The organism is Pseudomonas fluorescens (assembly GCF_902497855.1).
GTDB lineage: Bacteria > Pseudomonadota > Gammaproteobacteria > Pseudomonadales > Pseudomonadaceae > Aquipseudomonas > Aquipseudomonas fluorescens_BI.
Window position 1 is genome coordinate 74,444 of the sequence record NZ_CABVHU010000018.1, and the last position, 26,606, is coordinate 101,049.

26 protein-coding genes, 1 other RNA gene and 1 pseudogene are annotated in these 26,606 nt (G+C 58.3%); 20 read left to right on the plus strand and 8 right to left on the minus strand.

Going from position 1 to position 26,606, the window contains the following annotated elements; genetic code table 11:
• Nucleotides 1–42: 42 nt before the first annotated feature.
• Complete coding sequence (locus F8N96_RS28360) at nucleotides 43–570, plus strand: outer membrane protein assembly factor BamE (RefSeq protein ID WP_150800603.1); 528 nt, start codon at nucleotides 43–45, stop codon at nucleotides 568–570.
• A gap of 61 nt (nucleotides 571–631) precedes the next feature.
• Here the strand turns inward: F8N96_RS28360 and F8N96_RS28365 are convergent, their stop codons facing one another.
• From F8N96_RS28365 to F8N96_RS28375, 3 genes are read right to left on the minus strand one after another with little or no spacing between them, the layout of a single operon-like run.
• On the minus strand, nucleotides 632–946 hold the full coding sequence (locus F8N96_RS28365; RefSeq protein WP_150800604.1) for an RnfH family protein: 315 nt from the start codon (nucleotides 944–946) through the stop codon (nucleotides 632–634).
• Nucleotides 939–1,373 carry a type II toxin-antitoxin system RatA family toxin gene (locus F8N96_RS28370; RefSeq protein WP_150766400.1) on the minus strand — a complete coding sequence of 145 codons (435 nt, stop codon included), beginning with the start codon at nucleotides 1,371–1,373 and terminating at the stop codon, nucleotides 939–941. The genes F8N96_RS28365 and F8N96_RS28370 overlap by 8 nt, the downstream gene beginning before the upstream one ends.
• 7 nt (nucleotides 1,374–1,380) lie before the next feature.
• Nucleotides 1,381–2,784, minus strand: a complete 1,404-nt coding sequence (locus F8N96_RS28375; RefSeq protein ID WP_150800605.1) for a sodium-dependent transporter — start codon at nucleotides 2,782–2,784, stop codon at nucleotides 1,381–1,383.
• A 118-nt stretch (nucleotides 2,785–2,902) separates the two neighbouring features.
• Here F8N96_RS28375 and smpB point away from each other — a divergent pair, with 118 nt between their 5' ends.
• Entirely contained in the window at nucleotides 2,903–3,385 is a 483-nt protein-coding gene (smpB, locus tag F8N96_RS28380) for an SsrA-binding protein SmpB (RefSeq protein WP_007900551.1), read from the plus strand.
• Between the two features lie 130 nt (nucleotides 3,386–3,515).
• Here the strand turns inward: smpB and F8N96_RS28385 are convergent, their stop codons facing one another.
• A complete protein-coding gene (locus tag F8N96_RS28385) occupies nucleotides 3,516–4,283 on the minus strand; it encodes a GntR family transcriptional regulator (RefSeq protein ID WP_150800606.1) in 768 nt (255 codons plus the stop codon).
• A 263-nt stretch (nucleotides 4,284–4,546) separates the two neighbouring features.
• Between F8N96_RS28385 and F8N96_RS28390 the strand changes: the two genes are divergently transcribed.
• The 10 genes and pseudogenes from F8N96_RS28390 to F8N96_RS35535 all read left to right on the plus strand — a co-directional run.
• Nucleotides 4,547–6,241 carry a lactate permease LctP family transporter gene (locus F8N96_RS28390; protein WP_150800607.1) on the plus strand — a complete coding sequence of 565 codons (1,695 nt, stop codon included), beginning with the start codon at nucleotides 4,547–4,549 and terminating at the stop codon, nucleotides 6,239–6,241.
• A 151-nt stretch (nucleotides 6,242–6,392) separates the two neighbouring features.
• Nucleotides 6,393–7,217: a (Fe-S)-binding protein gene (locus F8N96_RS28395; RefSeq protein WP_150800608.1), complete on the plus strand. Its 825-nt coding sequence runs from the start codon at nucleotides 6,393–6,395 to the stop codon at nucleotides 7,215–7,217.
• Nucleotides 7,214–8,668 carry a LutB/LldF family L-lactate oxidation iron-sulfur protein gene (locus tag F8N96_RS28400; RefSeq protein ID WP_150800609.1) on the plus strand — a complete coding sequence of 485 codons (1,455 nt, stop codon included), beginning with the start codon at nucleotides 7,214–7,216 and terminating at the stop codon, nucleotides 8,666–8,668. The genes F8N96_RS28395 and F8N96_RS28400 overlap by 4 nt, the downstream gene beginning before the upstream one ends.
• Entirely contained in the window at nucleotides 8,668–9,339 is a 672-nt protein-coding gene (locus F8N96_RS28405; protein ID WP_150800610.1) for a LutC/YkgG family protein, read from the plus strand. The genes F8N96_RS28400 and F8N96_RS28405 overlap by 1 nt, the downstream gene beginning before the upstream one ends.
• Nucleotides 9,336–12,146, plus strand: coding sequence for an FAD-binding and (Fe-S)-binding domain-containing protein (locus F8N96_RS28410; protein ID WP_150800611.1), 2,811 nt, complete (start codon nucleotides 9,336–9,338; stop codon nucleotides 12,144–12,146). The genes F8N96_RS28405 and F8N96_RS28410 overlap by 4 nt, the downstream gene beginning before the upstream one ends.
• A gap of 129 nt (nucleotides 12,147–12,275) precedes the next feature.
• Nucleotides 12,276–12,557 carry a hypothetical protein gene (locus tag F8N96_RS28415; protein WP_150800612.1) on the plus strand — a complete coding sequence of 94 codons (282 nt, stop codon included), beginning with the start codon at nucleotides 12,276–12,278 and terminating at the stop codon, nucleotides 12,555–12,557.
• Between the two features lie 304 nt (nucleotides 12,558–12,861).
• Complete coding sequence (locus F8N96_RS28420) at nucleotides 12,862–13,140, plus strand: hypothetical protein (protein WP_150800613.1); 279 nt, start codon at nucleotides 12,862–12,864, stop codon at nucleotides 13,138–13,140.
• A gap of 95 nt (nucleotides 13,141–13,235) precedes the next feature.
• Nucleotides 13,236–13,629: a transfer-messenger RNA gene (gene ssrA / locus F8N96_RS28425) on the plus strand.
• A 181-nt stretch (nucleotides 13,630–13,810) separates the two neighbouring features.
• Nucleotides 13,811–14,191, plus strand: a complete 381-nt coding sequence (locus F8N96_RS28430; RefSeq protein WP_318187390.1) for a hydrolase — start codon at nucleotides 13,811–13,813, stop codon at nucleotides 14,189–14,191.
• Nucleotides 14,151–14,412 (plus strand): annotated as a pseudogene (locus F8N96_RS35535) (integrase); the annotation flags it as partial. The gene F8N96_RS28430 and the pseudogene F8N96_RS35535, both read left to right, overlap by 41 nt.
• On the opposite strand, the gene F8N96_RS28440 reads toward F8N96_RS35535, so the two are convergent.
• Complete coding sequence (locus F8N96_RS28440) at nucleotides 14,401–15,309, minus strand: LysR family transcriptional regulator (protein ID WP_150800614.1); 909 nt, start codon at nucleotides 15,307–15,309, stop codon at nucleotides 14,401–14,403. The pseudogene F8N96_RS35535 and the gene F8N96_RS28440 overlap by 12 nt on opposite strands.
• On the opposite strand from F8N96_RS28440, the gene F8N96_RS28445 reads away from it, so the two are divergent.
• Nucleotides 15,295–16,629 carry a D-amino acid dehydrogenase gene (locus F8N96_RS28445; RefSeq protein WP_412071826.1) on the plus strand — a complete coding sequence of 445 codons (1,335 nt, stop codon included), beginning with the start codon at nucleotides 15,295–15,297 and terminating at the stop codon, nucleotides 16,627–16,629. The genes F8N96_RS28440 and F8N96_RS28445 overlap by 15 nt on opposite strands.
• Nucleotides 16,630–16,644: 15 nt before the next feature.
• Here the strand turns inward: F8N96_RS28445 and F8N96_RS28450 are convergent, their stop codons facing one another.
• Nucleotides 16,645–17,484: a nitrilase family protein gene (locus tag F8N96_RS28450; protein ID WP_150800616.1), complete on the minus strand. Its 840-nt coding sequence runs from the start codon at nucleotides 17,482–17,484 to the stop codon at nucleotides 16,645–16,647.
• Nucleotides 17,485–17,527: 43 nt separating this feature from the next.
• Nucleotides 17,528–19,027 (minus strand): purine-cytosine permease family protein, encoded by a 1,500-nt coding sequence (locus F8N96_RS28455; protein WP_150800617.1) that lies wholly within the window; start codon nucleotides 19,025–19,027, stop codon nucleotides 17,528–17,530.
• 171 nt (nucleotides 19,028–19,198) lie between these two features.
• Here F8N96_RS28455 and F8N96_RS28460 point away from each other — a divergent pair, with 171 nt between their 5' ends.
• From F8N96_RS28460 to alr, 7 genes are all read left to right on the plus strand, one after another.
• Complete coding sequence (locus F8N96_RS28460) at nucleotides 19,199–20,113, plus strand: LysR family transcriptional regulator (protein ID WP_150800618.1); 915 nt, start codon at nucleotides 19,199–19,201, stop codon at nucleotides 20,111–20,113.
• 314 nt (nucleotides 20,114–20,427) lie between these two features.
• A complete protein-coding gene (locus F8N96_RS28465) occupies nucleotides 20,428–21,117 on the plus strand; it encodes an ABC transporter permease (RefSeq protein ID WP_150800619.1) in 690 nt (229 codons plus the stop codon).
• Nucleotides 21,114–21,827 carry an ABC transporter permease gene (locus tag F8N96_RS28470; RefSeq protein ID WP_150800620.1) on the plus strand — a complete coding sequence of 238 codons (714 nt, stop codon included), beginning with the start codon at nucleotides 21,114–21,116 and terminating at the stop codon, nucleotides 21,825–21,827. Before F8N96_RS28465 ends, F8N96_RS28470 begins: the two co-directional genes overlap by 4 nt.
• Nucleotides 21,828–21,855: 28 nt before the next feature.
• A complete protein-coding gene (locus F8N96_RS28475; RefSeq protein WP_150800621.1) occupies nucleotides 21,856–22,620 on the plus strand; it encodes an ABC transporter ATP-binding protein in 765 nt (254 codons plus the stop codon).
• A 124-nt stretch (nucleotides 22,621–22,744) separates the two neighbouring features.
• Nucleotides 22,745–23,050 (plus strand): cupin domain-containing protein, encoded by a 306-nt coding sequence (locus F8N96_RS28480; protein WP_150800622.1) that lies wholly within the window; start codon nucleotides 22,745–22,747, stop codon nucleotides 23,048–23,050.
• Between the two features lie 120 nt (nucleotides 23,051–23,170).
• Nucleotides 23,171–23,947 (plus strand): ABC transporter substrate-binding protein, encoded by a 777-nt coding sequence (locus F8N96_RS28485; RefSeq protein WP_150800623.1) that lies wholly within the window; start codon nucleotides 23,171–23,173, stop codon nucleotides 23,945–23,947.
• A 211-nt stretch (nucleotides 23,948–24,158) separates the two neighbouring features.
• Nucleotides 24,159–25,385, plus strand: coding sequence for an alanine racemase (gene alr / locus F8N96_RS28490; protein ID WP_150800624.1), 1,227 nt, complete (start codon nucleotides 24,159–24,161; stop codon nucleotides 25,383–25,385).
• A 148-nt stretch (nucleotides 25,386–25,533) separates the two neighbouring features.
• On the opposite strand, the gene F8N96_RS28495 is transcribed toward alr, so the two are convergent.
• A complete protein-coding gene (locus F8N96_RS28495; protein ID WP_150800625.1) occupies nucleotides 25,534–26,592 on the minus strand; it encodes a LysR family transcriptional regulator in 1,059 nt (352 codons plus the stop codon).
• Between the last annotated feature and the right edge of the window lie 14 nt (nucleotides 26,593–26,606).

The following is a 26,606-nucleotide window of genomic DNA, read 5'->3' on the forward strand; positions in this document are numbered from 1 at the left end:
CGTTTACGTTGTCCCAGCCAAGATAGTGGAAGTCGCCCACCGATGCAAAACACCAAGCTCTTGCTAACCAGTTTCACCTTTGTGGGACTGCTCGCACTCGCCGGTTGTTCATTCCCCGGGGTTTACAAAATCGACATCCAGCAGGGCAATGTCGTCACGCAGGACATGATAGACCAGTTACGCCCGGGAATGACCCGCCGGCAAGTACGGTTTATCATGGGCAACCCTCTGCTGACTGACACGTTCCATGCCGATCGCTGGGATTATCTGTACAGCCTGCAACCAGGTGGCGGCGAACGCCAACAGGAACGCATTAGCGTTATCTTCAACCCAAATGACCAACTTGTCAGCCTTTCCGGTGATTTCATGCCGGGCATGAGCCGGGATGAAGCCATTCTTGGCAAGGACAGCGGCACCAACGTGACCGCGCCGGCAGAACAGGTCGAGAAGCCGAAACCGGAAAAACCGGTCAAGCCAGGTTCGTTGCTGGATCAGATTCAGAAGGACGTCGACGGTGTAGAAACCGTTCCGGTCCCGTCTCCAGAGCCTCTGGAAACCTCGCCGCAATAATTTGCGACGCAATAAAAAACCCGGCATGTCCGGGTTTTTTATCGCCTGGCGTTTATTCGCCTCACTGATTGCGCGCCTTGGCCTCGGCTGCCTTGGCGGCGCGCAGCCGGCGAACTTCTTTCGGATCGGCCAATAGCGGCCGGTAAATCTCGATGCGGTCCCCCGCCTGTACTGCCCGAGTGTCCGGATCGAGGATCTGCTTTGCGAAGATCCCCACAGGACAATTGGCCAAGTCCAGCTCCGGGAACGCCTGAGCGATACCCGATTTCTGCACAGCCGCCCGCACTGTCGCCCCCGCAGGCACTGCCACAGTGAGAAGCACCTGACGATCTACGGCGGCATACACCACCTCGACCTCGATAATGGCCTCAACCATGCATCTGCCTGGCCCGCTGGCAGAACGCATCCACCAGCGTATTGGCCGCCTGATTGAATAATGGCCCCAAGGTCGCGCGGATGATCGGCCCGGCGTAATCGAACGACAGGTCCAGGCTGATCTTGCACGCCTTCTCGCCCAGCGGTTTGAACACCCAAATGCCGTGTAATTGATTGAACGGACCTTTTTCAAGGTTCATTTCGATCGATTGGCCAGGCACCAGGGTATTGCGCGTCACGAAATGCTGACTGAGCCCGCCCTTGGCCACGCCCACACTGGCCCTCATGTGCTCGGGGGAGCTTTCAAGGACTTCGGCCGACGAGCACCACGGCAGGAATTCCGGATAACGCGCCACGTCGTTGACCAGGTCATACAGGGCTTGCGCGGGGTACGGCAGCAGGGCCGAACGTTGAATGTGTGTCGTCATGTCAGCGTCACTTCCACAGCTGGGCGGCAAACACTACGAGAATGCCGATGGGCGCCACATAGCGCATCAAGAACAGGGACAGGGCGAACAACATCGGGCTGCGGATCGACAATTCGTCGCGTACCGCTTCCCGACCCATCACCCATCCCGCAAACACCACGAAACATAATCCACCGAGTGGCAACATGATCCGCGAGGTGAAGAAATCGATCACACCGAAGAAGTCCAGGCCACCGGCCGCACCCCATTGGTAGAGATGGAACATCCCGCCTTCGTTCACGAAAAACTTGGCTTGCTTCCAGATATTGAAGGAAAAGACCGTACCCAGGCCGACAAACCAGCAAGTGAAGGCCAACCAGAACGTCACCCAGGCGCGACTGACTTTAGTGCGCTCAACCAGGTAAGCCACCATCGGTTCGAGCAGGGAAATCGCCGAACTCCAGGCGGCAATCGCCACCAGTACGAAGAACACTACGCCCATCAACTGGCCGAAGGCTACGTTGCCAAAGGCAAACGGCAGGCTGACGAACATCAGGCCTGGCCCCTCGCTCGGGTTCAGGCCCGCGGCAAACACAATCGGAAACAATGCCAGGCCAGCGACCAGGGAAACGAACGTATCCAGCAGTGCCACGCCAACGACGGTGCCGGAAATCGATGAATCCTTTGGCATATAGGCGCCGTAGATCATGATCGAACCGACGCCCACGCTCAGGGAAAAGAACGCGTGCCCCATGGCCGGCAGCAAACCGTCCAGGACTTTTTCCGGGTGGAAGTCGAACATGAAATGCACGCCCTCCATGAAATGGCCGGTGGTCATGCTGTAGCCCAGCAACACCAGGATCATCACGAACAGCAGCGGCATCATGATCCGCAGGCTGCGCTCAAGACCGGCGACCACGCCCTTGGCGATCACGATGGCGGACAGCAGCATGAAAATCGTATGCCAAAGTGTCAGACGCCAAGGATCGGCGATCACGTTGCCGAAATACGCGCCCACCTGGTCTGCGGTCACCCCCTGGAAATCGCCGCGCCCCATGTCGATGATGTAATCCAGCGACCAGCCGCCGACCACACTATAGAACGACAGGATCAGCAACGCCGTGATCATCCCGGCGAAAGCCCCCCAGGACCACTTCGCCGAATGTCCCGCCTCCAGCGCCAACACCTTCAAGGCGTTGGCCGGACTCTGCCGGGCGCGACGGCCGATCAGGGTTTCCGCCAGCATGACCGGCACCCCGATCAGCGCGATACAGGCCAGGAACATCAGCACGAAGGCGCCGCCGCCGTAGACGCCGACCATGTACGGGAATTTCCAGATACTACCCAGGCCCACGGCCGAACCGGTCGCGGCGAGTATGAAGACCCAGCGGCTAGCCCAACTGCCGTGGACAGAAACCTTGTCTGTCGACATCGTTATCACGCCCAAGCGTTCAAAAAAGAGGCCGCATTGTCCGGGATTCAATCAACCTGCTCAAGCACGTAGCGAGACCGTAGCCGACTAGCTTGTAACTCCCTATAATGCCGCCCCTATGGCTAAACAGAAGAAACACCCAACAGGGACCATCGCGCAAAATAAAAAGGCGCGACACGATTACTTCATCGAGCATAAGTTCGAGGCTGGTCTGGTCCTGGCCGGCTGGGAAGTAAAAAGTCTGCGGGCAAGCAAGCTGCAACTGGTTGACAGTTATGTGCTGCTCAAGGATGGCGAAGCCTGGCTGCTCGGCAGCCACATTACGCCGCTGATGACCGCCAGCACCCACGTCATCGCCGATCCGACCCGCACCCGTAAATTGCTGCTCAACCGCCGCGAGCTGGAAAAGCTGGCCGCGGCCGTGCAGCAAAAAGGCTACGCCTGCGTGTGCCTGTCCTGGTACTGGAGCAAGCACATGGTCAAGTGCGAGATCGCTCTGGGCAAGGGCAAGAAGGAATACGACAAGCGTGATACCGAACGCGAACGCGATGCCGGTCGCGAGTTGCAGCGTGCGGTGCGCAACAAGGGCAAGGAAGACTAACTCTCTTTTCGCCCGAGACCGCCATCGCGAGCAGGCTCGCTCCCACACTGGATTTGTGAACGACACAAAACAAATGTGGGAGCGAGCCTGCTCGCGATGGCGATAGCACACTCACTACAAATCTCACTGACTACATTCCTTTGCGCCGCTCCGCCCGAGCCACGCGCTGCACTTCCTGACGCACCTCCTCCAGCACTTCCTGCACATACAAAATATGCCGGCTGGAAACTTCCCGCGCCTGCTCCGCCCGACCTTCGATAATCGCCAGGTACAACTCCCTATGCTGTGAAATCAGCATGTCGCGGGTTTCGGTGCGTTGCTTGTACATCCCGCCGATGTTGGTCACCACATTGCGCTTGAGCAGATCGAACAGCCCGCGAATGGTGTGCAGCAACACCGCGTTGTGACTGGCTTCAGCGATCGCCAGGTGGAATTTCGCATCCGCTGCACCCTCCTCCGCACGGCTCACCTCATCGTGGCGCGTGTAGCAGTCCTGCAATTCGTTGAACGCCGTGGTCAGCCGTTCGCGATCGACATCCGTGGCTCGCAGCGCCGCGTAATAGGCGCAGGACGCTTCCAGGGTGTGACGAAATTCCAGCAGGTCGCGCTGGGCTTCAGGGTTGCTTTCCAGCAGATGCAGCAGCGGATCGCTGAAGGTCGTTCCCAACGACTCCACCACATAATTGCCGCCACCCTGGCGACTGACCAGCAAGCCCTTGGCCGCCAGTTTCTGAATGGCCTCGCGCAACGAAGGGCGTGACACGCCAAACTGATCGGCCAACGTACGTTCGGCCGGTAGACGCTCGCCCGCCTTCAGCGTGCCCTCGAGGATCATCCCCTCGAGCCGCTCGACAATATCGTCAGACAAACGGCGCTGACGTATCTGATCAAACCCCATAACTCACTTCTCCACGATCCCGGCAGCTCGCCGGGCCTTCTATTCTGGCCGATCGGCGCCGAGTCGGCACCCTGGCAGATTGCATTGGATCGACCGCATCAGATCACCTGCGCGCCGCGTATTCGACAAAAGTTGCAGGGCGACAAATTGACACGCCGCCCATAAGGCTTTTACCCTAGCCAACAGCGATTGTAAATTGGTATTACCAATTAACCAAGCACGCTGACCAGTGCCTGACCAACAACAATTAGGGGCCACCCCATATGCAAACCTGGCAACAGCTCTATAGTCCGCTCGGCAGCCTCGGCCTTTCCGCGCTCGCGGCCGTCATCCCCATCGTGTTTTTCTTCCTGGCCTTGGCCGTGTTCCGCCTCAAAGGCCATGTGGCCGGCAGCATCACACTGGCCTTGTCCATCGCCGTGGCCATCTTCGCGTTCCAGATGCCTGTCGACATGGCGTTCGCTGCGGCCGGCTACGGGTTCGCCTATGGCCTGTGGCCGATTGCCTGGATCATCGTCGCGGCGGTGTTCCTCTACAAACTGACGGTCAAGAGCGGGCAGTTCGAAGTGATCCGCAGCTCGGTGCTGTCGATCACTGACGACCAGCGCCTGCAAGTGCTGTTGATCGGCTTCTGCTTCGGTGCGTTCCTGGAAGGTGCCGCCGGTTTCGGTGCGCCGGTGGCGATCACCGCTGCACTGTTGGTGGGACTGGGCTTCAACCCGCTGTACGCCGCCGGCCTGTGCCTGATCGCCAACACCGCGCCGGTCGCCTTCGGCGCCCTGGGGATCCCGATCATCGTTGCCGGGCAAGTGACCGGCATCGACGCGTTCAAGATCGGCGCCATGACCGGCCGCCAATTGCCGCTGCTGTCGCTGTTCGTGCCGTTCTGGCTGGTATTCATGATGGACGGCCTGCGCGGCGTGCGGGAAACCTGGCCGGCAGCCCTGGTGGCGGGCCTGAGCTTTGCCATCACCCAGTATTTCACTTCCAACTTCATTGGCCCGGAACTGCCGGACATCACCTCGGCCCTGGCCAGCCTGATTTCCCTGACCCTGTTCCTGAAAGTCTGGCAGCCGAAGCGGGCCGCTGGCCAACATATCGTCGGCGCCGTTTCGGCTTCGGTTGTGAGCGCCAGCGCCGGCGGCTTCGGTCTGCCGCGCAGCACCGTGGCGTCGCCCTACAGCTTCGGTGAAATCCTCAAGGCCTGGTCGCCGTTCCTGATCCTCACCGTGCTGGTCACCATCTGGACCCTGAAACCGTTCAAGGCGATGTTCGCGGCCGGCGGCTCGATGTACAGCTGGGTGTTCAACTTCGCGATCCCGCACCTGGATCAGCTGGTGATCAAGGTCGCACCGATCGTGACCGCCCCGACGGCCCTTCCTGCCGTATTCAAGCTCGACCCGATTTCCGCGACCGGTACGGCGATTTTCTTCTCGGCGCTGATCTCGATGCTGGTGCTGAATATCAATGTCAGAACTGGTCTGACCACTTTGAAAGAGACCTTCTACGAGCTGCGCTGGCCGATTCTGTCCATCGGCATGGTGCTGGCGTTTGCCTTCGTCACCAACTACTCGGGCATGTCCTCGACCATGGCCCTCGTGCTGGCCGGCACCGGCGCAGCGTTCCCGTTCTTCTCGCCGTTCCTCGGCTGGCTTGGCGTGTTCCTGACCGGTTCCGATACCTCGTCCAACGCACTGTTCAGCTCGTTGCAAGCGACCACCGCGCACCAGATCGGCGTCAGCGATGTGTTGCTGGTAGCGGCGAACACCAGCGGCGGCGTGACCGGCAAGATGATCTCGCCACAATCGATCGCCGTGGCCTGTGCCGCGACCGGCCTGGTGGGCAAGGAATCGGATCTGTTCCGCTTCACCCTCAAGCACAGCCTGTTCTTCGCAACGATCGTCGGCCTGATTACCTACATCCAGGCCTATTGGCTCACCGGCATGCTGGTGCACTAAGTACTACACGAAAAAAAGCAAAAACCGACGCCGGACCACGATTCCGGCGTCAGCTATTCACAACCCGGTCTGTAAGGCTGCTGAAAGCTTGCCTCTCTATATTCAGCAGCCTCAACAGACGGATAACCGGGACCACCCGGAGACACGCCTGATGAGCGAGCTTTTTTACAACGCTGTGCCGAACGCGACCCGCGTCGCCCCGCCACTGCCCGAGCCCCGGCAATACCCCACCGAGAAACCGTCACGGGTCTACCTGTTCGGAACCTGCGTCGTGGATCTGTTCTACCCCGAAGCCGGGATGGACGCGATCCACCTGCTGGAACGCGAAGGCATCCGGGTCGACTACCCGCAAGGGCAAAGCTGCTGCGGGCAACCGGCCTATACCTCTGGTTACACCGAACAGGCCCGGACCGTTGCACGCTCGCAACTAACGCTGTTTGCCGGGGACTATCCGGTAGTGGTGCCGTCGGGATCGTGTGCCGGGATGTTGCGCGAACATTACGCCGACTTGTTCAAGGACGAGCCGGAAACCTTGAAACAGGTTCAGGCGCTGGCTGCCCGGACTTATGAACTGGCCGAGTTTCTGTTGTTTGTCTGCAAGGTGCAGCTCAAGGACAGTGGCGAGCCAGTCAAAGTGGCGTTGCACACGTCGTGCTCGGCACGCCGTGAGATGAACACCCACTTGCATGGCCGCGAACTGTTGTCGCAGCTAGGCAACGTGGAGCGAGTCGACCACAGCCACGAAAGCGAATGCTGTGGCTTCGGTGGGACTTTCAGCGTCCGTATGCCAGACATTTCCGGCGCGATGGTGGCTGACAAGACCCGCTCGTTGAAGGAATCCGGTGCACACCAGGTACTCAGTGCCGACTGCGGTTGCCTGATGAACATCAATGGCTCGCTGGAGAAACAGCGGGAAGCGTTGCGCGGCCAACACCTGGCCAGCTTCCTCTGGCAGCGAACCGGAGGCGCCCGATGAACGCCTCCGCGATTATTCCTACGGTTGCCGTAGAAGAGGATTTTCGCACCCGGGCTCACGAGGCTTTGGGTGACAAGCAACTGCGAAACAACTTTCGCACTGCGATGGATTCACTGATGACAAAACGGGCAGCGTCCTTCAGCGATGCCCATGAAAGAGAACATCTGCGAGTGCTGGGCAATGCTGTCCGCGCCCGTGCGTTATCCAAGTTGCCCGACCTGCTCGAGCAGCTTGAACAGAACCTGACCCGCAACGGTGTGACAGTGCACTGGGCGGAAACGGTGGACGAAGCCAATGGCATCGTCCTGTCGATCATCCGCGCTCACGAGGGGCGGCAAGTGATCAAGGGCAAATCGATGGTCAGCGAAGAGATGGAGATGAACCACGTCCTCGCTGAACAGGGCATTGAATGCCTGGAATCGGACATGGGCGAGTACATCGTCCAGCTCGACTTTGAAAAGCCTTCACACATTATTATGCCGGCAATCCACAAGAATGCCGGTCAGGTCGCGTCCTTGTTCCATGACAAACTTGGCGTGGAATACACCAAGGACGTTGACCAACTCATTCAGATCGGTCGCAAAGTCTTGCGCCAGAAATTCTTCGAAGCGGACATCGGCGTCTCCGGCGTCAACTTCGCCGTGGCCGAAACCGGCACCCTGCTACTGGTGGAAAACGAAGGCAACGGGCGCATGACCACTACGGTGCCGCCAGTGCACATCGCCGTCACCGGCATCGAAAAAGTCGTGGAAAACCTGCGCGACGTGGTGCCGCTCTTGTCGTTGCTGACCCGCTCTGCGCTGGGCCAGCCGATCACCACTTACGTCAACATGATCTCCGGCCCGCGCAAGGAACATGAACTCGACGGCCCGCAGGAAGTGCACCTGGTACTGCTGGACAATGGTCGCAGCCAGGCCTTCGCCGACAGCGAATTACGCCAGACCCTGAACTGCATCCGCTGCGGCGCCTGCATGAATCATTGCCCGGTCTACACTCGCATCGGCGGTCACGCCTATGGCGAGGTTTACCCTGGGCCTATCGGAAAAATCATCACCCCACACATGGTAGGCCTGGCGAAAGTCCCGGATCACCCCAGTGCTTCGTCTCTGTGCGGTGCCTGCGGTGAAGTCTGCCCGGTGAAAATCCCGATCCCCGCCTTGCTGCGACGTCTGCGGGAAGAAAACGTCAAAGCGCCGGACAGCCCGCACAAAGTGATGCGCGGCCAGGGCAGCAAATATTCGCGCAAGGAACGCTTTATCTGGAACGCCTGGGCCAGGCTCAACAGTTCGCCGACGCTCTATCGCCTGTTCGGCTTTTTCGCCACCCGCTTGCGCGCCCTCGCGCCGAGCAATGTCGGTCCGTGGACACAAAATCACAGTGCACCGAAACCCGCTGCCCGCTCACTGCATGACATGGCCCGCGAGCATCTGGCCAAACAGGGAGACCGTTGATGAGCGCCAAGCAAAATATCCTCGCCAAGCTGCGCAAAAGTCTGACGGGCACCACGCCGGTGCCTGACGAGTTCGACGTCGAACTGGTGACCCAGCCCTACACCTACGCGCCGGAACAACGCATCCCGCAGTTGCGCAAACTGATGGAAGCGGTACACACGGAAATCCATCTGACGTCCGGCGAAAGCTGGCCCGTGTTGCTGGCCCAATTGCTGCGGGATCGTCAGCTGCCGAACCTGCTGATCGCGCCGACCACGCCTCATGGTCAACGCGTCACTCAACACTGGGCGAAAAATCCCGGGCTACCGACACTCAAGTCCTACGACCGTCCGGTTGAAGCATGGAAAGCCGAGCTGTTCAATGACACCGCCGCCAGCCTGACCACCACCCTCGGCGCCATCGCTGCGACAGGCAGTCTGATTCTCTGGCCGACGCGGGAGGAACCACGCCTGATGAGCCTGGTGCCGCCGGTGCATTTCGCCCTGCTCAAGGCCAGTGAAATCCGCGACAACTTCTATCAGGTGCAGCAGGAATTCGAATGGGCCCAAGGCATGCCGACCAACGCGCTGCTGGTGTCCGGCCCGTCGAAGACCGCCGACATCGAGCAAGTTCTGGCTTACGGGGCTCACGGCCCGAAAGACCTGGTGGTTTTGATCCTGGAGGACCAATGAGTCTACCGACGGCTTTCCTGCGTGATGCGCAGCAATTGATTCCCCAGGAGCGCCGTTTCGACGACCCGCTGTCGACCCTGGCCTTCGGCACTGATGCCAGTTTCTATCGACTGATTCCGCAACTGGTGATTCGTGTCGAGTCCGAAGATGAAGTGGTGGCGCTGCTCAAATTCGCGCAACGGGACCAGGTCCCGGTGACCTTCCGCGCTGCCGGCACCAGCCTCTCCGGACAGGCGATCAGCGATTCGGTGCTGATCGTTCTGGGGGATAACTGGAACGGTCGCGAAATCCGTGGCCAAGGTACGCAAATCCGCCTGCAACCGGGCGTGATCGGCGCTCAGGCCAACGCTTGGCTGGCACCGTTCGGGCGCAAGATCGGCCCGGATCCGGCCTCGATCAACGCCTGCAAAATCGGCGGCATCGTTGCCAACAATGCCAGCGGCATGTGCTGCGGCACCGCGCAAAATACCTATCACACCCTGGCCGGCATTCGTCTGGTGCTGGCCGACGGCAGTCGTCTCGACACCGAAGACTCGGCAAGCGTTGCCGCGTTTCGCGACAGCCACGCGGCGCTGCTTGAGCGACTGGCAACCTTGGGCCGCGAGACCCGCGCCAATGCCGAACTGGCTGCGAGAATCCGCCACAAATACCGTCTGAAAAATACCACCGGCCTGTCACTCAACGCCCTGGTGGATTTCGACGAGCCTGTGGATATCTTGAGCCACTTGCTGGTCGGTTCCGAAGGCACCCTCGGCTTCATCAGCGCGGTGACCTACGACACCGTGATCGATCACCCGAACAAGGCGTCGGCGCTGATTGTGTTCCCGGACGTGGAGACCTGCTGTAACGCAGTCAGCGTCCTGAAGCGCCAACCGGTGTCGGCCGTGGAATTGCTCGATCGCCGCAGCCTGCGTTCGGTGCAGGACAAACCCGGCATGCCGGCTTTCGTACAACACCTGTCGAACAATGCCTGCGCCCTGCTGATCGAATCCCGCGCCGCTTCGTCCACCTTGCTGCAGGAACAGCTGACGCAAATCATGGCGTCGTTGACCTCGTTCCCCGTAGAGAAACAAGTCGACTTCACCGAAGACCCGGTGGAAAACGCCCGGCTCTGGGCGATCCGCAAGGACACCTTCCCCGCCGTCGGCGCGGTGCGCAAAACCGGGACCACGGTGATCATCGAAGACGTGACCTTCCCGGTGGAACAGCTGGCCGCCGGCGTAAACCGCCTGATCGAACTGTTCGACAAACATCACTACGATGAAGCGATCCTTTTCGGACACGCCCTGGAAGGCAATCTGCACTTCGTCTTCACCCAAGGCTTCAACAACCCGGAAGAAGTCGCACGCTATCAGGCGTTCATGGATGACGTCGCACAGTTGGTGGCAGTGGAATTCGGCGGTTCGCTGAAAGCCGAACACGGCACCGGCCGCAACATGGCGCCCTTCGTCGAACTGGAGTGGGGCAGCGACGCGTACCAATTGATGTGGCAGCTCAAACGCCTGCTCGACCCCAACGGCATTCTCAACCCGGACGTGGTGCTCAGTGAAGATCCGCAGATCCACCTCAAGCACCTGAAGCCACTGCCGGCCGCCGACGAGATTGTGGATAAATGCATCGAGTGCGGCTTCTGCGAGCCGGTCTGCCCGTCGAAAGGCCTGACCCTGAGCCCGCGCCAGCGCATCGTGATCTGGCGCGACATCCAGGCGAAGAAACGCGCCGGGGTGGACACCACAGAACTTGAAGCGGCTTACGAATACCAAGGCATCGACACCTGCGCCGCGACCGGACTCTGCGCCCAACGTTGCCCCGTAGGAATCAATACCGGCGACCTGGTGAAAAAGCTGCGCAGCCGTAACGCGACCCATACGAAAACCGCCAACTGGCTGGAAGGCAATTTCGCCACTGCACTGCAAGGCGCACGCTTCACCCTGCACGTGGCCAACGGCGCGCGGATGCTGTTGGGCGCGCCGCGACTGGCGAAACTCTCGGCCACCCTGACGCGATTATCCAAAGGCCAGGTCCCGCAATGGACCAACGCCATGCCGCAACCGGAAAAAGCCATTCGCTTCAGCCCGAGCGTGTCGGACCAGCGCCCTCGGGTGGTGTACCTGGCGGCCTGCGTGTCGCGAGCAATGGGGCCGGCGGCGGGTGATAAAGAGCAAATGTCGCTGTATGACAAAACCCGCGGGCTGCTGGAAAAGGCTGGTTACCAAGTGGTCTTCCCGGACAATCTGGACAGTCTCTGCTGCGGTCAACCCTTCGCCTCCAAAGGCTACGCCGAGCAGGCCGAACACAAACGCCAGGAACTGATCGGCGCGCTGCTGCACGCCAGCCGTGGCGGGCTCGACCCGATCTACTGCGACACCAGCCCCTGCACCCTGCGCCTGGTTCAGGACCTGGGTGAAGTTCGACTGGACCTGTACGACCCGGTGCGTTTCATCCGCACACATCTGATGGATCGCCTGGACTTCACGCCCCAGGAAGCGCCGATCGCGGTGCATGTCACCTGCAGCACCCAGCACCTGGGCGAAAGCCAGGCACTGATCGATCTGGCGCGCAAATGCAGCAAGAACGTGGTCATTCCCGAAGGTATTCACTGCTGCGGATTTGCCGGTGACAAGGGCTTCAGCACACCGGAGTTGAACGCTCACGCCCTGCGTACGCTCAAGGATGCCGTGCAGCAATGCAGCGAAGGGATTTCCACCAGCCGCACCTGCGAAATCGGCCTGACCCAACACGGTGGAATCGACTACCACGGGCTGGTGTACCTGGTGGATCGGGTCACCCGGGCGAAGGCGATCTGAAGAAAAATAGAACCCTGACGAGCCGCCGCAGTCCACTGATCAAGCCCCGCAAAACGCGGGTCTTCCCCACACTCGGCAGCCCGTCCTGATGGCCAGCGATGCCTGGATCCTCAGCTCAAGGAGATACACATGAAACGTTCTGTACTGTTAAGTCTGTTCGTTACTGCTTCCATGATGGCGTCCACCTCGTTTGCCGCTGAAGAAGACCTCTGCACGACCAACCTTCAAACCATCGAAAATTACAAAGCACAGATTTCTCCAGAGATGAGTGATCAGGTGGCGGCCTCCGTCAAGAAAGCCCAAGCCTCCCACGCACTGGGCACTAAAAAAGGCACTGAAGATTGCATCGCCGAGACGACTCAGACCATTCAGGATATCCAGAAAACCACTGACGGGGGCAAAACCCAATAGCCCAGCAAACGCCAACCTTCGGGTTGGCCTTAGGGGAATTGTTGGCGTATACGCTCCACCCGATACGAAGCAAACCAAGACCCGCCAAGTGCGGGTTTTGTTGCATCTGAAGGTTGGGTAATCCTCTATAATGCCAATGCTTCTATCAAACAGCTTTCTCATAGCAATTTTTGCAAAAAACGAATTCCTGCGCAGCCTCGGAGTCTTTTAAGTAGGCCCTCATCAATCGTGGCTGGTATTCCAACCTCGGCCGAGCCGCCCGCCCATACGGCAGCACCGAGACCATCAGTCCAAGGAGATATCCATGAAACGTACCGCACTCGCTGGTCTGTTCATTTCTGCTGCAATGTTGGCCTCTCCCGTATTGGCTGCAGACAACAACCTTTGTACGAGCAAGCTGCAAGAGCTCAAAAGCAAAGTGAATTCACTTCCGGCGAGCTCCAGCCACACCACAATGGAAATCAAGCGACTGATGTCCAGCGCCGAAGCGTCCCAAGCCGCCGGGGACGACAACAAATGCGTCACCGAGGCCACCCAGGCTTCGGCACTCGCCGACCAGCAGCGCAACCAAACCACGCCATAATCTGTGGCGGCCAACCTTCGGGTTGGCCTTCTGTCGCGCGTTGGCGTACACTACGCAGGCTTGTTGCTCACCATGATTCACAGAGCAACAGGCTCGGGGCCGTTTAGGATTCGACGCCGGTTGCGAAACTTTAGGTGCATGCCGAGTTGGTAACAGAACTCGTAAATCCACTGTTGCAACTTTCTATAGTTGCCAATGACGAAACCTACGGGGAATACGCTCTCGCTGCGTAAGCAGCCTTAGCCCTTCCCTCCTGGTACCTTCGGGTCCAGCAATCATCAGGGGATGTCTGTAAACCCAAAGTGATTGTCATATAGAACAGAATCGCCGTGCAGTACGTTGTGGACGAAGCGGCTAAAACTTACACAACTCGCCCAATGCACCCTGCCCGTCGGGTCGCTGAGGGTTAACTTAATAGACACGGCTACGCATGTAGTACCGACAGCGGAGTACTGGCGGACGGGGGTTCAAATCCCCCCGGCTCCACCAATTGAGACACCACCGAAGCCCGCCCAGTGCGGGCTTTGTTGCATCTGGAGTTCGGTATTCCAAAGGCCAACACGCCCCCCTGTAGGAGCTGGCTTGCCAGCGAAGAGGCCAGCCAGACCACCCCAAATCCCCAGCGGCCGCATCAACCCCGCCGTCGCCGCGACCGCCCCCGGAGACGCCCATGCACCAAGCCCTCCCGATCATCGACATCCAACCCAGCTTCACCCCACCCCAATGGCTCATCGACGGCACCCGCACATTGATCGGCACCCTCCCCAGCGCCGCCACCGTCGAACGCCACGACGAATCCAAAACCCCCTTCCAGAAACAACTCGGCTGGCACCCGGCACCCGATGACGACAGCCTGATCCAGGCCGACCGGATCTTCATCAAGCACGGCTACGCGCCATCGCCGCAAACTATCGAATTTTTGCAAAGCCTGAAGGTGGAACGGGTACTGGTGTGCGGCCTGCAAACCGACACCTGCTGCCTGGCGGCCGGGTTTGCGTTATTCGGTCGGCGTGAGCAGCGTCAACCGTACCCTCACTGCGCTGCGCATTAATCAAGCCGTCAGGATCGCCAGCCCGAGCCAAGCGTTAGCACAGCAGCGCTCGACCCTTCGCACCCGCGCGCCGGATGGCCCAAGACCACCCACAGGTACGGATAGCACTCGAGGCGCTTGGCAAACAGCAACACGAGCGGCTGACCGCGATGGTCCTTTTGGCGCGAGCAACCGGGATGCGTCTGAAACCAGAAAAAGCTGATGAGGGATCACTGGCGGATCGACGCCAGGAGGTGCCGGGCCTGTTCGCCCAACAGCGCGCTCAGGCTGTCGAGGATATGTGGATGCGGTTCATTGGCCCGGGTCATGGCGAAAAGCGTCACTGGCCATGAAGGCGTCAGGGTGCGTATTGCCGTTCGCTCGGGCGGCGCGCTGAGGGCAGTGAACGGGTCGACGACCGCGAGTCCCGTGCCGGATGCCACCAGCGCGCTCGCCAACGAGTAGGTCTGGACGCGAATGGCCATCCGCGGTGGCGGGTCGAAGGTGTTCAGGTGCAGACCCAACTGAGAGAACAGGGGATCGGCATGGGACAACCCAATCAGCGGCGCATCACTGAGTTCCTCGACCGGCAACGGCAATGCTTGTTGCTCCGGCGTCCAGTAATCCCGCGGCGCCAACGCCACCAGGACGCTCTGGGCCAGGGGCTGCACATTCAGGCCAGGGTGATCGGGGTAACGCAACGTCAAACCGATATCGATTTCGCGCATGAACAGGTTCTGCACCAGCTCCTGGCTGTGCAGGCTGGCCAGCTCGCACGAAGTGCCGGGGTAGCGCCGAGTCCATTCGCCGATCAGGGTCGGCAACAACGAAAACGCCAGCGCTGGCGTGGCACCGATACGCAAGGTCTGCCCGGGTTGATGGCGCAGGTTTTGGGCCAGCCGCCGCACACCGTCGACACTGGCCGTCACCTTGTTCACCTCCCGCTCCAACTCCAGTGCTTCGGGCGTCACCAGAAGCTTGCCCTTGACCCGCAAAAACAGGGCAAAACCCAGTTGCGATTCGGCGTGCTGCAGGGTTTTGGTCACCGCTGGCTGGCTGATATGCAGGAGTTGCGCCGCCCCGCTGATGGACCCCGCTTGGCGAATCGCCTGGAACACCTCGATATGTCTGAGTCGCATGTTTTAACCCATAACCTTTATCTATACCCACTTTATCTTTATTCATTACCCGCCCGCTGTCATGCCCATTACTGTGAAGCCTGCTTGCAAAACAGGAACGGGATCATGACTCAGCGTGTGTGCATCATCGGTGGTGGCGTGATTGGCCTGACGACGGCTTACGCCCTGGTGCGTCAAGGGCTGCAGGTCGACCTGATCGATGCGCAACCGGACCTCGCCCGCCAGGCCAGCTTTGCCAACGGTGGGCAATTGTCCTATCGCTACGTGGCGCCGCTGGCCGATGCCGGAGTGCCACTGCAGGCCCTGGGCTGGATGTTGCAAGGTGACTCGCCGCTCAAGCTGCGCCCGCGCCTGGATGTGCGCCAGTGGCGCTGGATGATGGCTTTCCTCGGCGCCTGCCGAGGTTCGGTCAACCGTCGTAATGCGCAACAGCTTTACCGTCTGGCACTGCAAAGCCAGCAGGTGCTGAACACCTGGCGCGAAGAAGACGCGCTGGGAGATTTCGCCTGGCGACGCAACGGCAAACTGGTGACGTTTCGCTCCCGGAGCAGTTTTTCCCATGCCCGCACGCGGCTTTGCGAACCTCAGACCCAGCAGGTGCTAAGCCCGAATGAACTGTTCGACCTCGAGCCGACACTAGCGAACGCGCCGTTTGTGGGCGGCATTTTTACGCCGGACGAAGAAGTCGGCGATTGTTATCGGTTCTGCCTGTTGCTGGCAGAGCGGTTGCGGGCTTCGGGGCTCTGCCACTTTATCCTCGGCCAAGCGGTAACGCGCATCCGCGAGGTCGGGGGCAAGGTGCAGGCGGTGGAGCTGGGCGATCAGGTGCTGCCAGTGCAACAGCTGGTGTTGAGCGCCGGTTATCGCAGCGCGGCACTGGCGCTGCCAGGCATGCGAATTCCGGTTTATCCACTGAAGGGATACAGCCTGAGTGTCCCCATTCTGACTCAGCATCAAGCGCCTGAGGTGAGCGTCACCGACTATGACCGCAAAGTCGTTTACGCACGGCTCGGCCAGCAACTGCGCGTCGCCGCCATGGTCGACATTGTTGGTTTCGATCCCTCCATCGACCGCCGACGAATCGACAGCATTCGCCAGGCCGCTTCAGCACTCTTTCCCCACGGTGGCGATTACCCGCAAGCACTGGAATGGGCCGGCATGCGCCCGGCAACACCCAGCGGCGTGCCCATGGTCGGCGCGGCGCCGTACCGCAATTTGTGGCTGAACCTGGGCCACGGCGCACTGGGCTTCACCCTTGCCTGTGCCAGCGCCCAGCGCTTGAGCGAGATGATCGCTGGCCGCGAAGACACCCAAGTGTGATGCAGCACCTGCCTGTTACTGGAGCGGGTTGCCATAGAGTTGAGGACGACGATCGCAATGCACGTCGTTCCGGTCACCGATGCGCTTGTTACGCGCTTGCGCGAGGTTCATCGTCGCCAGCAAAATCTGCTCGCCGGCAAGCTCCGTCGGCCCCGTCAGAGGATAACCGTCGGCGTCGACAATGACCGATCCCTGAACCCAGCCGACCCCGCGCTCGTGGCCGTGGCGATCACACGCGGCGATGAATATGCGGTTGACCGCCGCATTGGCCTGAACGCGTATGACTTCAGTTGGACGTTCGGTTTCTGGTCGTGGGCCATCGGGCCAATTGACGGGAGCGCAGAGCAGCTCCGCACCCGCCAATGCCGGTAGCCGTACCCACTCAGGAAACTCCAGGTCGTAACAGATCATCATGCCGATTCGCCCAAAAGCAGTGTCCACCACCGGCGGCTGCTCGCTTCCGGCGCTGAAAATCGAATTTTCCGCGCCCCAGAGATGAGCCTTTCGGTAAACCGCGCGCAATCCTTGAGCATCGATCATTGCCGCACTGTTGGCCACCCGCTCGCCCTCCAGCCGCTCGCAGAATCCTGCGACGATCACGATCTCCAGTTCGCGGGCCAGTGCCTCCCACAAGCGTAAGGTCGGCCCATCTGTCGATTCAGACGAGGACAGCGCTTCGCTACGGTTAACAAAGAGGTAACCGCTCTGCACCAGCTCGGGCAGCACCACCACCTGGGCGCCGCGGGAGGCTGCCGAACGGATCGCCCGTTCAGTGAGTGTTCGGTTGTAGGCAAGATCGCCAATCTTCGGCGCCATTTGGCAGCACGCGACGATGATATTTCCGGGTGTGTTCATTGTGCAGACTTCCATTGGTAGAACATGTGCTCGTTGACGGTGATCAACGCTCATTTTCTGTCGACGTATGAGCCATCGAGACGATATCGCTTTCGGTGATTGAATCGATGATCCGGCGTTCGGACTCAAGATCGATCGAACGACTGAGTATGAAATAGCTCAAGCCGGACACCACCAGGCCCACCAGCCAGGCGATGTCGACGCCTTCGAGCAGGCGCGCCAGCGGGCCGACGAATACTTCCTGGCCAGCGGCGGCGTCAAAGATGTAGAAGAACGGCACCATGGCGGCAAAACCTATCAGGTACGAAGCGATGCCGCGAAATTGCCACGCGCCGTAAATGCCCTTGGGAGTAAAGAAATGGGGAATGGCGTAGCGGCCTTTACGAACAAAGAAGTAATCCACCAGGTTGACGGCAGTCCATGGCACCAGGAAATACAACAGCACGACCAGGAAGGTATTCAACAGCGCAACACCATCACCTTTGATCGACAGCACGCAAGCCAACAGGATCACGCTGATGGCGAAGATCGACATCACACGAGCGCGAGGCGTCGGGGTGATCTTTTTGATGGAATCGACACCGGTCAACAGCGTCAGCATGGCGCTGTAAGTGTTGAGCGCGATGATCGGCAGGAAGCCCACCACCGACACCAGCACCAGTGAATGGCCCAAGCCAGGAATCATTGAGGAACCGACCTGATTCAACGCAACCAGTGCATCAGTCGCGTGCAACTGCTGCGCAAGCCAGGCACCCAGGCCGATCATCCATCCGCCCGACAAGGATGCCCCCAGAAACAAGGCGGTAATCAGTTTTGCACGACTGGTGTTCTTGGGCAGGTAACGTGAGTAATCGGACACATACGGCGCATAGGAAATGTTGTAGCTGGCACCAATGGCAAACATGCTGGCAAACGCGACCCAGTTGAAGCCGAGGGTCGTTGCGGGAGCGACGTCACTTTGGCCTGCGCCAAACATCAAGGCGATGGTGACGAGCGAATAGAGCGGCAAGGTCACCAGCAGCGCCCATTTGAACGCCTTGTGCATCATGTCGTGGCCATAGATCGCCAGCAACGCACCGATCAGCACCACCGTGACGGTCACAATGGTCGGATCGAGTCCGAAGACATGCTTGAGGCCACCCGCGATGAGCGTAATGTTGACCACGTTGAAGCCGACGAACACAAACATCGTCGCGATCAATGCGAGGATTACGCCGCGATAGCCGAATTGGGCCCGCGACTGGATCATTTGCGGAAGGCCCATCTCAGGCCCTTGAGAGCCGTGGAACGCCATGAAAATGGTGCCGAACATGATACCGAGCGTACCCGCCAAGGTAGCCCACAGTGCGGACAGTCCCAGGCTTGGACCCACAAAACCAATGGAAATGGTGAAGAAGTGGAAGTTACCCAAAAACCAGAAAGGGCCCTGGTTGATGAGTTTGGCGTGCCGTTCGTTTTCCGGAATGTAATCGATCGAATGGCCTTCGATGGCCATCCCTGCGCTCGCCTCGATGGCGCCCGCTGAGCTCTTGGACTCGGACATACGACTCTCCTTTTGCTTGGAATCGATAGTGATAATTGTTTTTATAGGGACTAAAGCTGCATTCAGGCTGAGTACCGGCCCGTTGAACTGTATGGATGTGATCGGAACTGTTAAATATCGCAGGCCAACTGTTCACATTGATGTTTGTCTATGTAGCTAATCGGAGCTCGTATGCTAGGAACTGTATCGGAACTGGATCTACGCTTGATCCGGGTGTTTCTTGCCGTCGTTGAGGCGGGGGGGATTTCGGCAGCACAAACGGCGCTCAATACCACACAACCCACCATCAGCGCGCAATTGGCCACGCTGGAAGCCAGGCTCGGATTTCGCCTTTGCGAGCGAGGGCGGGCGGGGTTTTCCGTCACGCCCAAGGGGAGCCAGTTCCTCGATGCCGCCCGCCGATTGATGGCCGCAACGGAGGGATTTCGCATTGAAGTCCAGCACATCAATCGCAAGATCACCGGCAACATCAATATCGGGTTACTGGGCCAGATCGATCCCGTGGTCAATAAAAAAATTGCCTTGGCCATCGCCCGATTACGATCCCACCACGAAGGGCTGTACTTTCACTTTACGGAAGTGTCGTCATCGTTTCTGGAAGAGAAACTGATCAATGGTCATCTCGATCTGGCGATAGGCTATTTCTGGCGCCGCCTACCTAACCTTGATTACATTTCACTGTTTAAAGAAGCACAAATCGCCTATTGCGGCCCCACGCATCCTCTTTTTGAAAAGGTGGGGGCGCTCAATATCGAGGATGTTCGGGAGCACGACTGGGTTTGGCCCAGCCACCCGTTACCAGAAATGCCGGTACCCACGTCCCTTGAACGTTTGACGGCGCTTACCGACAGTATGGACGGGGCCGCTTTGCTTATCCTGTCGGGCCAGCACCTGGGTTTTCTGCCGCAATTTTACGGCGCCAAGCATGAAGCGTTAGGGCAGTTGCACCCACTTAACCCTGAGCTGTTGCGCTATGAGGTCGTGTTTCATGCAGCGGTTCGACACTCTACCCGCCAGCATGAGGTGGTGAGCAACTTTTTGACAGAGTTGGTCGACATTTTTGGGGCGAAATCGGTAAGCGCCTGACAACTTGATTTGACCGCGACATGACGTGATGGCGAGACAGGTCGGACCGGGACCGGGTAACTCTGCCCTTTCAAAGGCGCTTGCCGCCTACTCGATTGATCGGAAACTTCGGCGACTTGAGCAACCATGTCCTATCAGGCAACAATGATTGACTCTTCGTTGATGATCGCGCGCAGCAATTAGCTGAACATCGCGCAGCCAAACTTGCTGCTATAGCCAGCGGTGCATTTCATCCCCACTCACGGAGTTACCTATGTAAATCGTTCAGAACAAGTGAGCAGGTTCTCAAAACTCCAACAATAAAGGAGAGAATAATGTTCTTAGAAGGTTACGCGCCGCTGATTATGAGCGGTACTTGGGTAACGATTAAGCTTGCCGTACTGTCTCTGCTGCTTTCCGTGCTGATGGGGCTGGTGGGTGCCAGTTCGAAACTATCCAGCAGCCGCCTGCTGAGTGGCCTCTCCACCGCCTATACCACGCTGATTCGCAGCATTCCCGATTTGGTGATCATGTTGCTGCTGTTCTACAGCATCCAGATTTTCCTCAATCACATCACCGAATGGCTGGAAGTTGATCAGATCATCATTAACCCTTTCGTGGCCGGTGTGGTGACGTTGAGCTTCATCTACGGAGCTTATTTCACTGAAACTTTCCGAGGTGCATTTCAATCGGTACCGCGTGGTTCGATCGAGGCCGCGGTGGCTTATGGCATGTCCCCTGGGGAAGTATTCAAGCGCGTATTGTTTCCGCAAATGATGCGTTTTGCTTTGCCTGGCATCGGCAATAACTGGCAAGTGCTGATCAAAGCAACCGCGCTGGTGTCGATTATCGGTCTGTCCGATATCGTCAAAGCCACTCAGGATGCCGGTAAAGGCAGCATGCAGCTGTTCTATTTCACCATCGTCGGCGCATTTATTTACCTGACGATTACCACGATCTCCAGCATCGTATTGACTTGGCTTGAGCACCGCTATTCGGTGGGCGTCAGAAAGGCAGAACTATGATTGAGATTATTCAGGACTATTGGCAGGCCTATTTGTGGAGCGACGGTTATCGTGTATCCGGCGTGGCGATGACACTTTGGTTGCTGATCCTTTCGGTCGCCTTCGGCTTTTTGATGGCGGTGCCTTTGGCAATTGCACGGGTTTCCAAAAATCCGCTGATCCGCGGCCCTGTATGGTTTTACACCTACGTATTCCGCGGTACGCCGCTGTATATCCAATTGCTGCTGTTTTACAGCGGCATATATAGCCTGCAAGTCGTGCGCTCGGATCAAATGCTGGACGCGTTTTTTCGCGAAGGTTTCAACTGCGCCGTGCTGGCGTTTGCTTTAAACACTTGTGCTTACACCACTGAAGTTTTCGCTGGAGTAATCAAGTCGATTCCATACGGCGAGGTGGAGGCGGCGCGCGCCTATGGCATGTCCCGGTTCATGTTGTACCGCCGCATCATCGTGCCGTCCACGCTGCGTCGCGCGCTGCCGTTCTACAGCAATGAAGTGATTCTGATGCTGCACGCCACCACGGTCGCGTTTACCGCCACCGTGCCCGACATTCTGAAAGTGGCGCGCGACGTAAACTCGGAAACTTATGCCTCGTTCGAAGCATTTGGCATCGCTGCCCTGCTGTACGCGTGCATTGCTTTTTTGCTGGTTTGGCTGTTCCGCCGCTTCGAGAACCATTGGCTGGCCTTTATGAAACCCCAGGGCCATTAATCCGCCTGGCTGCAACAGAGAAAACAAAATGTATAAATTGACGGTTGACGACCTGTACAAAAAATACGGCGCTCACGAAGTGCTCAAAGGCGTTTCGCTCAAGGCCAAGGCGGGCGATGTGATCAGCATCATCGGCTCTTCCGGTTCCGGAAAGAGTACCTTTCTGCGCTGCATCAACTTCCTGGAGCAGCCGTGTGCCGGGCGTATCACAGTGGCCGGCGAAGAGATCCAGACCAGGCTCGACAAGTACGGTGCGCTCAAGGTAGTGAACCGCAAGCAGCTGCAGACCATGCGCAGCAAGCTGGCTATGGTGTTCCAGCATTTCAACTTGTGGAGCCACATGACGGTGTTGGAAAACATCATCGAGGCGCCCATTACTGTACTGGGCATTAGTCGCACAGACGCGATTGGCCGTGCCCGTAAGTATCTGGCAAAAGTGGGCCTGGCTTCGGTAGAAGACAAGTACCCATCGCACTTGTCCGGCGGCCAGCAGCAACGCGTGGCGATTGCCCGCGCGCTGGCGATGGAGCCGGAGGTGATGCTGTTCGATGAGCCGACTTCGGCGCTGGACCCGGAGTTGGTAGGTGAAGTGCTGAAGGTGATGCAATCACTGGCCGAGGAAGGCCGAACCATGGTGGTGGTGACGCACGAGATGGGCTTTGCCCGCCATGTGTCCAACCATGTGGTGTTCCTGCATCAAGGCAAGATTGAGGAGCAGGGACACCCGTCTGAGGTGCTGAACAAACCGAAAAGCCTACGTCTACAGCAGTTCCTCACCGGCAGCCTGAAATAACCTTTCTTTGATCGGGTCGTGCTTGGAGGGTCCCGGGATGAACGCCCCCCGATAATTCGCTGAACATCGTGTTGTCGACTTGCTGAAGCAAGTTGCACACGTCATTCCACTCAAGGAGCCGCCTATGTTCCCTGTCGTAGATTTAGTCACGCTTGCCCGATCGCTGCCAGCTGATACCGACTACTCACTGGGCCAATTATCCAGTTCGTCACTGGTCCTGCTGAACTTAAAGCCTCAGCCTTATCCGATCGAACTTCACTCAGAGACCGAGCGCATCCTGGTGTTGCACGGTGAGGCGGGTGTCGAGTTTGATCAGGGTGAAGTACGACTGGCCTGCGGAGCACTATTAGTCCTCCCGCCTGGACAGCGTCATACCTTTTCTGCGGATTCGGATGCTGTGGTGCTGGCAATCTTTGGAGAGCCGGCGTGAAGTGGTTAACTCCAATCGATCAGGCCTCCTGTTGATCGAAGATCGCCGTGATGCGGCGGCAAGCAAACTCACTTAAAAACTCCAATAAACTGAACCGTCCACTTGCAAAGGTTTTAACTTATGAAAAAGGTACTTGCAGTGATGTCGCTGGCGTTGATGGCGACTTCCATCGGAGCGTCGGCCAAGGAGTTGAAGGAAATTCGTTTCGGAGTCCAGCCGGACTCTCCTCCGTTTGAGATGAAAATGGCCGATGGCAAACTTACCGGTTTCGATATTGATCTGGGCGATGCTATTTGCGAAAAGCTCAAGGTTGAATGCGTGTGGGTGGAGAATGACTTCGACGGCATGATCCCAGCGCTCAAGGCCAAGAAGTTCGACGGTGTGCTCTCTTCCATGAGCGTAACCGAGAAGCGGCAAAAGCAGATGGCGTTCTCCGACAAGTTGTTCAACGCCCCGGCGCGCATGGTGGTCAAAAAGGGTTCCACGCTGCTGCCTACCGCTGAATTGCTTAAAGGAAAGCGCATCGGCGTACAGCAAGGAACTACGCAAGAAACCTACGCTAAAACCTACTGGGCGCCGCTAGGGGTGACCGTGGTGTCGTACCAGAACCAGGATCTGAATCAGGCGGACCTGGTAGCAGGTCGTGTGGATGCCACGCTGCAAGACGCGGTGCAAGCGGACGTGGGTTTCCTGCAAACCCCGCGTGGCCGTGACTTCGATTTTGCCGGGCCGCCCCTGAACGACTCGAAAACGCTAGGCAGCGGTACCGCCATTGGCCTGCGCAAGGAGGATGACGAGCTGCGTCAGCTGATCAACAAGGCAATCGCCGACATTCATGAGGATGGCACCTACCAACGCCTCGAGAAGAAGTATTTCTCGTTCAGTCTCTACGATTAAGCCTAAGCGATTAGCCTGCCCTCTCTGGTGGGCGGTTCATATATTCGATGTATTCGTGACACGCATCGATTATTGAAACACAAATAAAAAAACCGCCTGGCCAGGCGTAAACATATCGCTCGTAAAAACGATTTGGCCTGCGTGCGAGGTCAGGCACGCGTTAGAAGTTGATTAACCAAAAATAATAAAATCGACTCTATGGAGAGTTAATATGCCCTTTACCCGTACTGTTCTTGCGTTGTCCCTTGGGCTGGTTTTTTTGCACAATCAAGCCCAGGCTGCACCTCCATTATCTCTAACGAACGGCAACTCAGTTCTGACTGCACAGGCGAGCAATGCCTGGATTGAAGTGAACAAAACTGCACTAGAACACAATATTCGCACGCTACAAGTTGAGCTGGGGGGTAAGTCGAAGCTCTGCGCGGTTCTTAAAGGCGACGCCTATGGTCACGGTATTGGCCTGGTGATGCCCTCGGTGATCGCGGCGGGTGTGCCGTGTGTCGCCGTTGCCAGTAACGAAGAAGCACGCGTGGTTCGAGAAAGTGGTTTTAAAGGTCAGTTGGTTCGTGTTCGCACGGCTGCCTTGGGGGAGGTGGAGGACGCGCTTCAGTACAACGTTGAAGAATTGGTGGGTAACCTCGACTTCGCCCGCCAAGCGGCTGAACTTGCACACCAGCACAATCGCAAATTACAGGTTCATATTGCTCTGAACTCCGGCGGCATGAGCCGTAGCGGGCTGGAGATGGCAACCGAACAGGGCAAGAAAGATGCGGTGGCGATCACCAAGCTGCCAAATGTCGATGTGGTTGCGATCATGACCCACTTTGCGGTGGAAGATAAGGATGATGTACGCAAGTGCCTGGCCACCTTCAACGAGCAGTCGGCCTGGTTGATGGATGTCGCACAGCTTGATCGTAAGAAGGTCACGTTGCACGTAGCGAACTCGTTCGCCACTTTGGAGGTGCCGGAGGCTCGCTTGGATATGGTTCGTACTGGGGGGGCCTTGTTTGGCGACACTGTGCCAACGCGAACCGAGTACCAACGTGTGATGCAGTTCAAGACACATGTTGCGTCAGTCAACAGTTATCCAGCGGGCAATACCGTCGGCTACGACCATACCTTCACACTGACTCGCGATTCAAAACTGGCGAATATCACGGTGGGTTACTCCGACGGTTATCATCGTGTATTTACCAATAAAGGCGTGGTGTTGATAGAGGGTCGTCGCGTCCCAGTGGTTGGCAAGGTCTCGATGAATACCTTGATGGTCGATGTCACGGATGTACCCGAGGTAAAGGCGGGGGATGAAGTGGTGTTATTTGGTAAACAAGGGGGCGCGGAGGTAACACAGGCTGAAATCGAAGAAATCAATGGAGCGCTTTTGGCTGATCTCTATACCGTTTGGGGAAACTCAAACCCCAAAATAATGGTGAAATAGTTCTGGTATCGGTAAGAAATAATGCATGGCGCGCTCCTTGGGGCGCGCCGTCGCTTGATCAATGAGTTTTACAGATTCATTAATGAATCGCGCTCCGCCGTTGCGACCGTTATCCCTTGCACTGGCCCAACAGGGTGGGTGGCGGGCACTACGCAGGTCGAAGGCAATCTGTGCCGGCCCCGGTGGCATCAACCTCGGACTTCATCACCTCAACCACATAATTGAGCCAGCCGCTGGCGCTGCTGGGGCGATAAACCAGCACGACCTGTTGGGTACATGAGAAAGGGTTGTCAGTCAGATCGAGCCGTAACAGCTGAAGTTCGGCCAGCGCATAGTCCGGCAGGTAGGCCAGAGCCAAACCCGCGCGCACAAGGCCATCAACCAAAAGAAGGTCATCGCTGCGGTAGCGGATGATCCGCGGTTGCTGATCGTCACGCCAGCCGTCGGTAGCCGGCCCACCTTGCAGCCCGCGAAACGGCGGCTGTGTAGGGACCACGAAGGGGTATTTCAGAACCTCGCTCACTGTGGCGCATGGGCTACTGGCACCGAGGGTGAGCGGGTGGTTTGCGCCGACGGCCACTTCAAAGCGGGTCATTCCGATGTTCAGCGCGCTATGGCGCGGGTCGAGCGCCCCCAGGGCTGCCGTGGTCACCAGTGCCAGATCCGCCTCACCGCGGGCCAAGGCACTGAGCGCTTCGTCTTCCTTCTCGTTGCCGAAAGCCACTTGAGCGCCGGGAAAGCGTTCGCCGATCAAACTGGCTATGCGCCGTCCCCAATTCAACTGCAACAGCGCGGGCCCGGAGATCCGGCAATGGAAACTACCGCGAGTCCCTAGAAACTCACTACGCATCTGATCGGCATTGGCCATCAGCGCCGCCGCCCGATCAAGCAATCGCGCACCGTCGGCGTTCAAGCGCAGATTGCGCCCTTGGCGGTCGAACAGCGTGGTCTGCAAGGCTTGTTCCAGTCTCTTCAGCCCCTTGGACAGAGCACTCGGGCTGAGGTGCAGTTCCCAAGCGGCATCGGACAGGTTTTGGTGGCGCGCAAGGGCCAGGAATTGGCGCAGGGTCGCTAGATCGAATGTTTCCATTTGCTCAATTAATGTTGAATATTCGTGGATTGAAAAGCAAGTTTTGTGGCGGAGAATAGCGAACGTTTTTCGCCTCGGCAAGGGAGAGGCGATGCTTAATCGATACGCATAATCCACTGTGTCCCGACCTG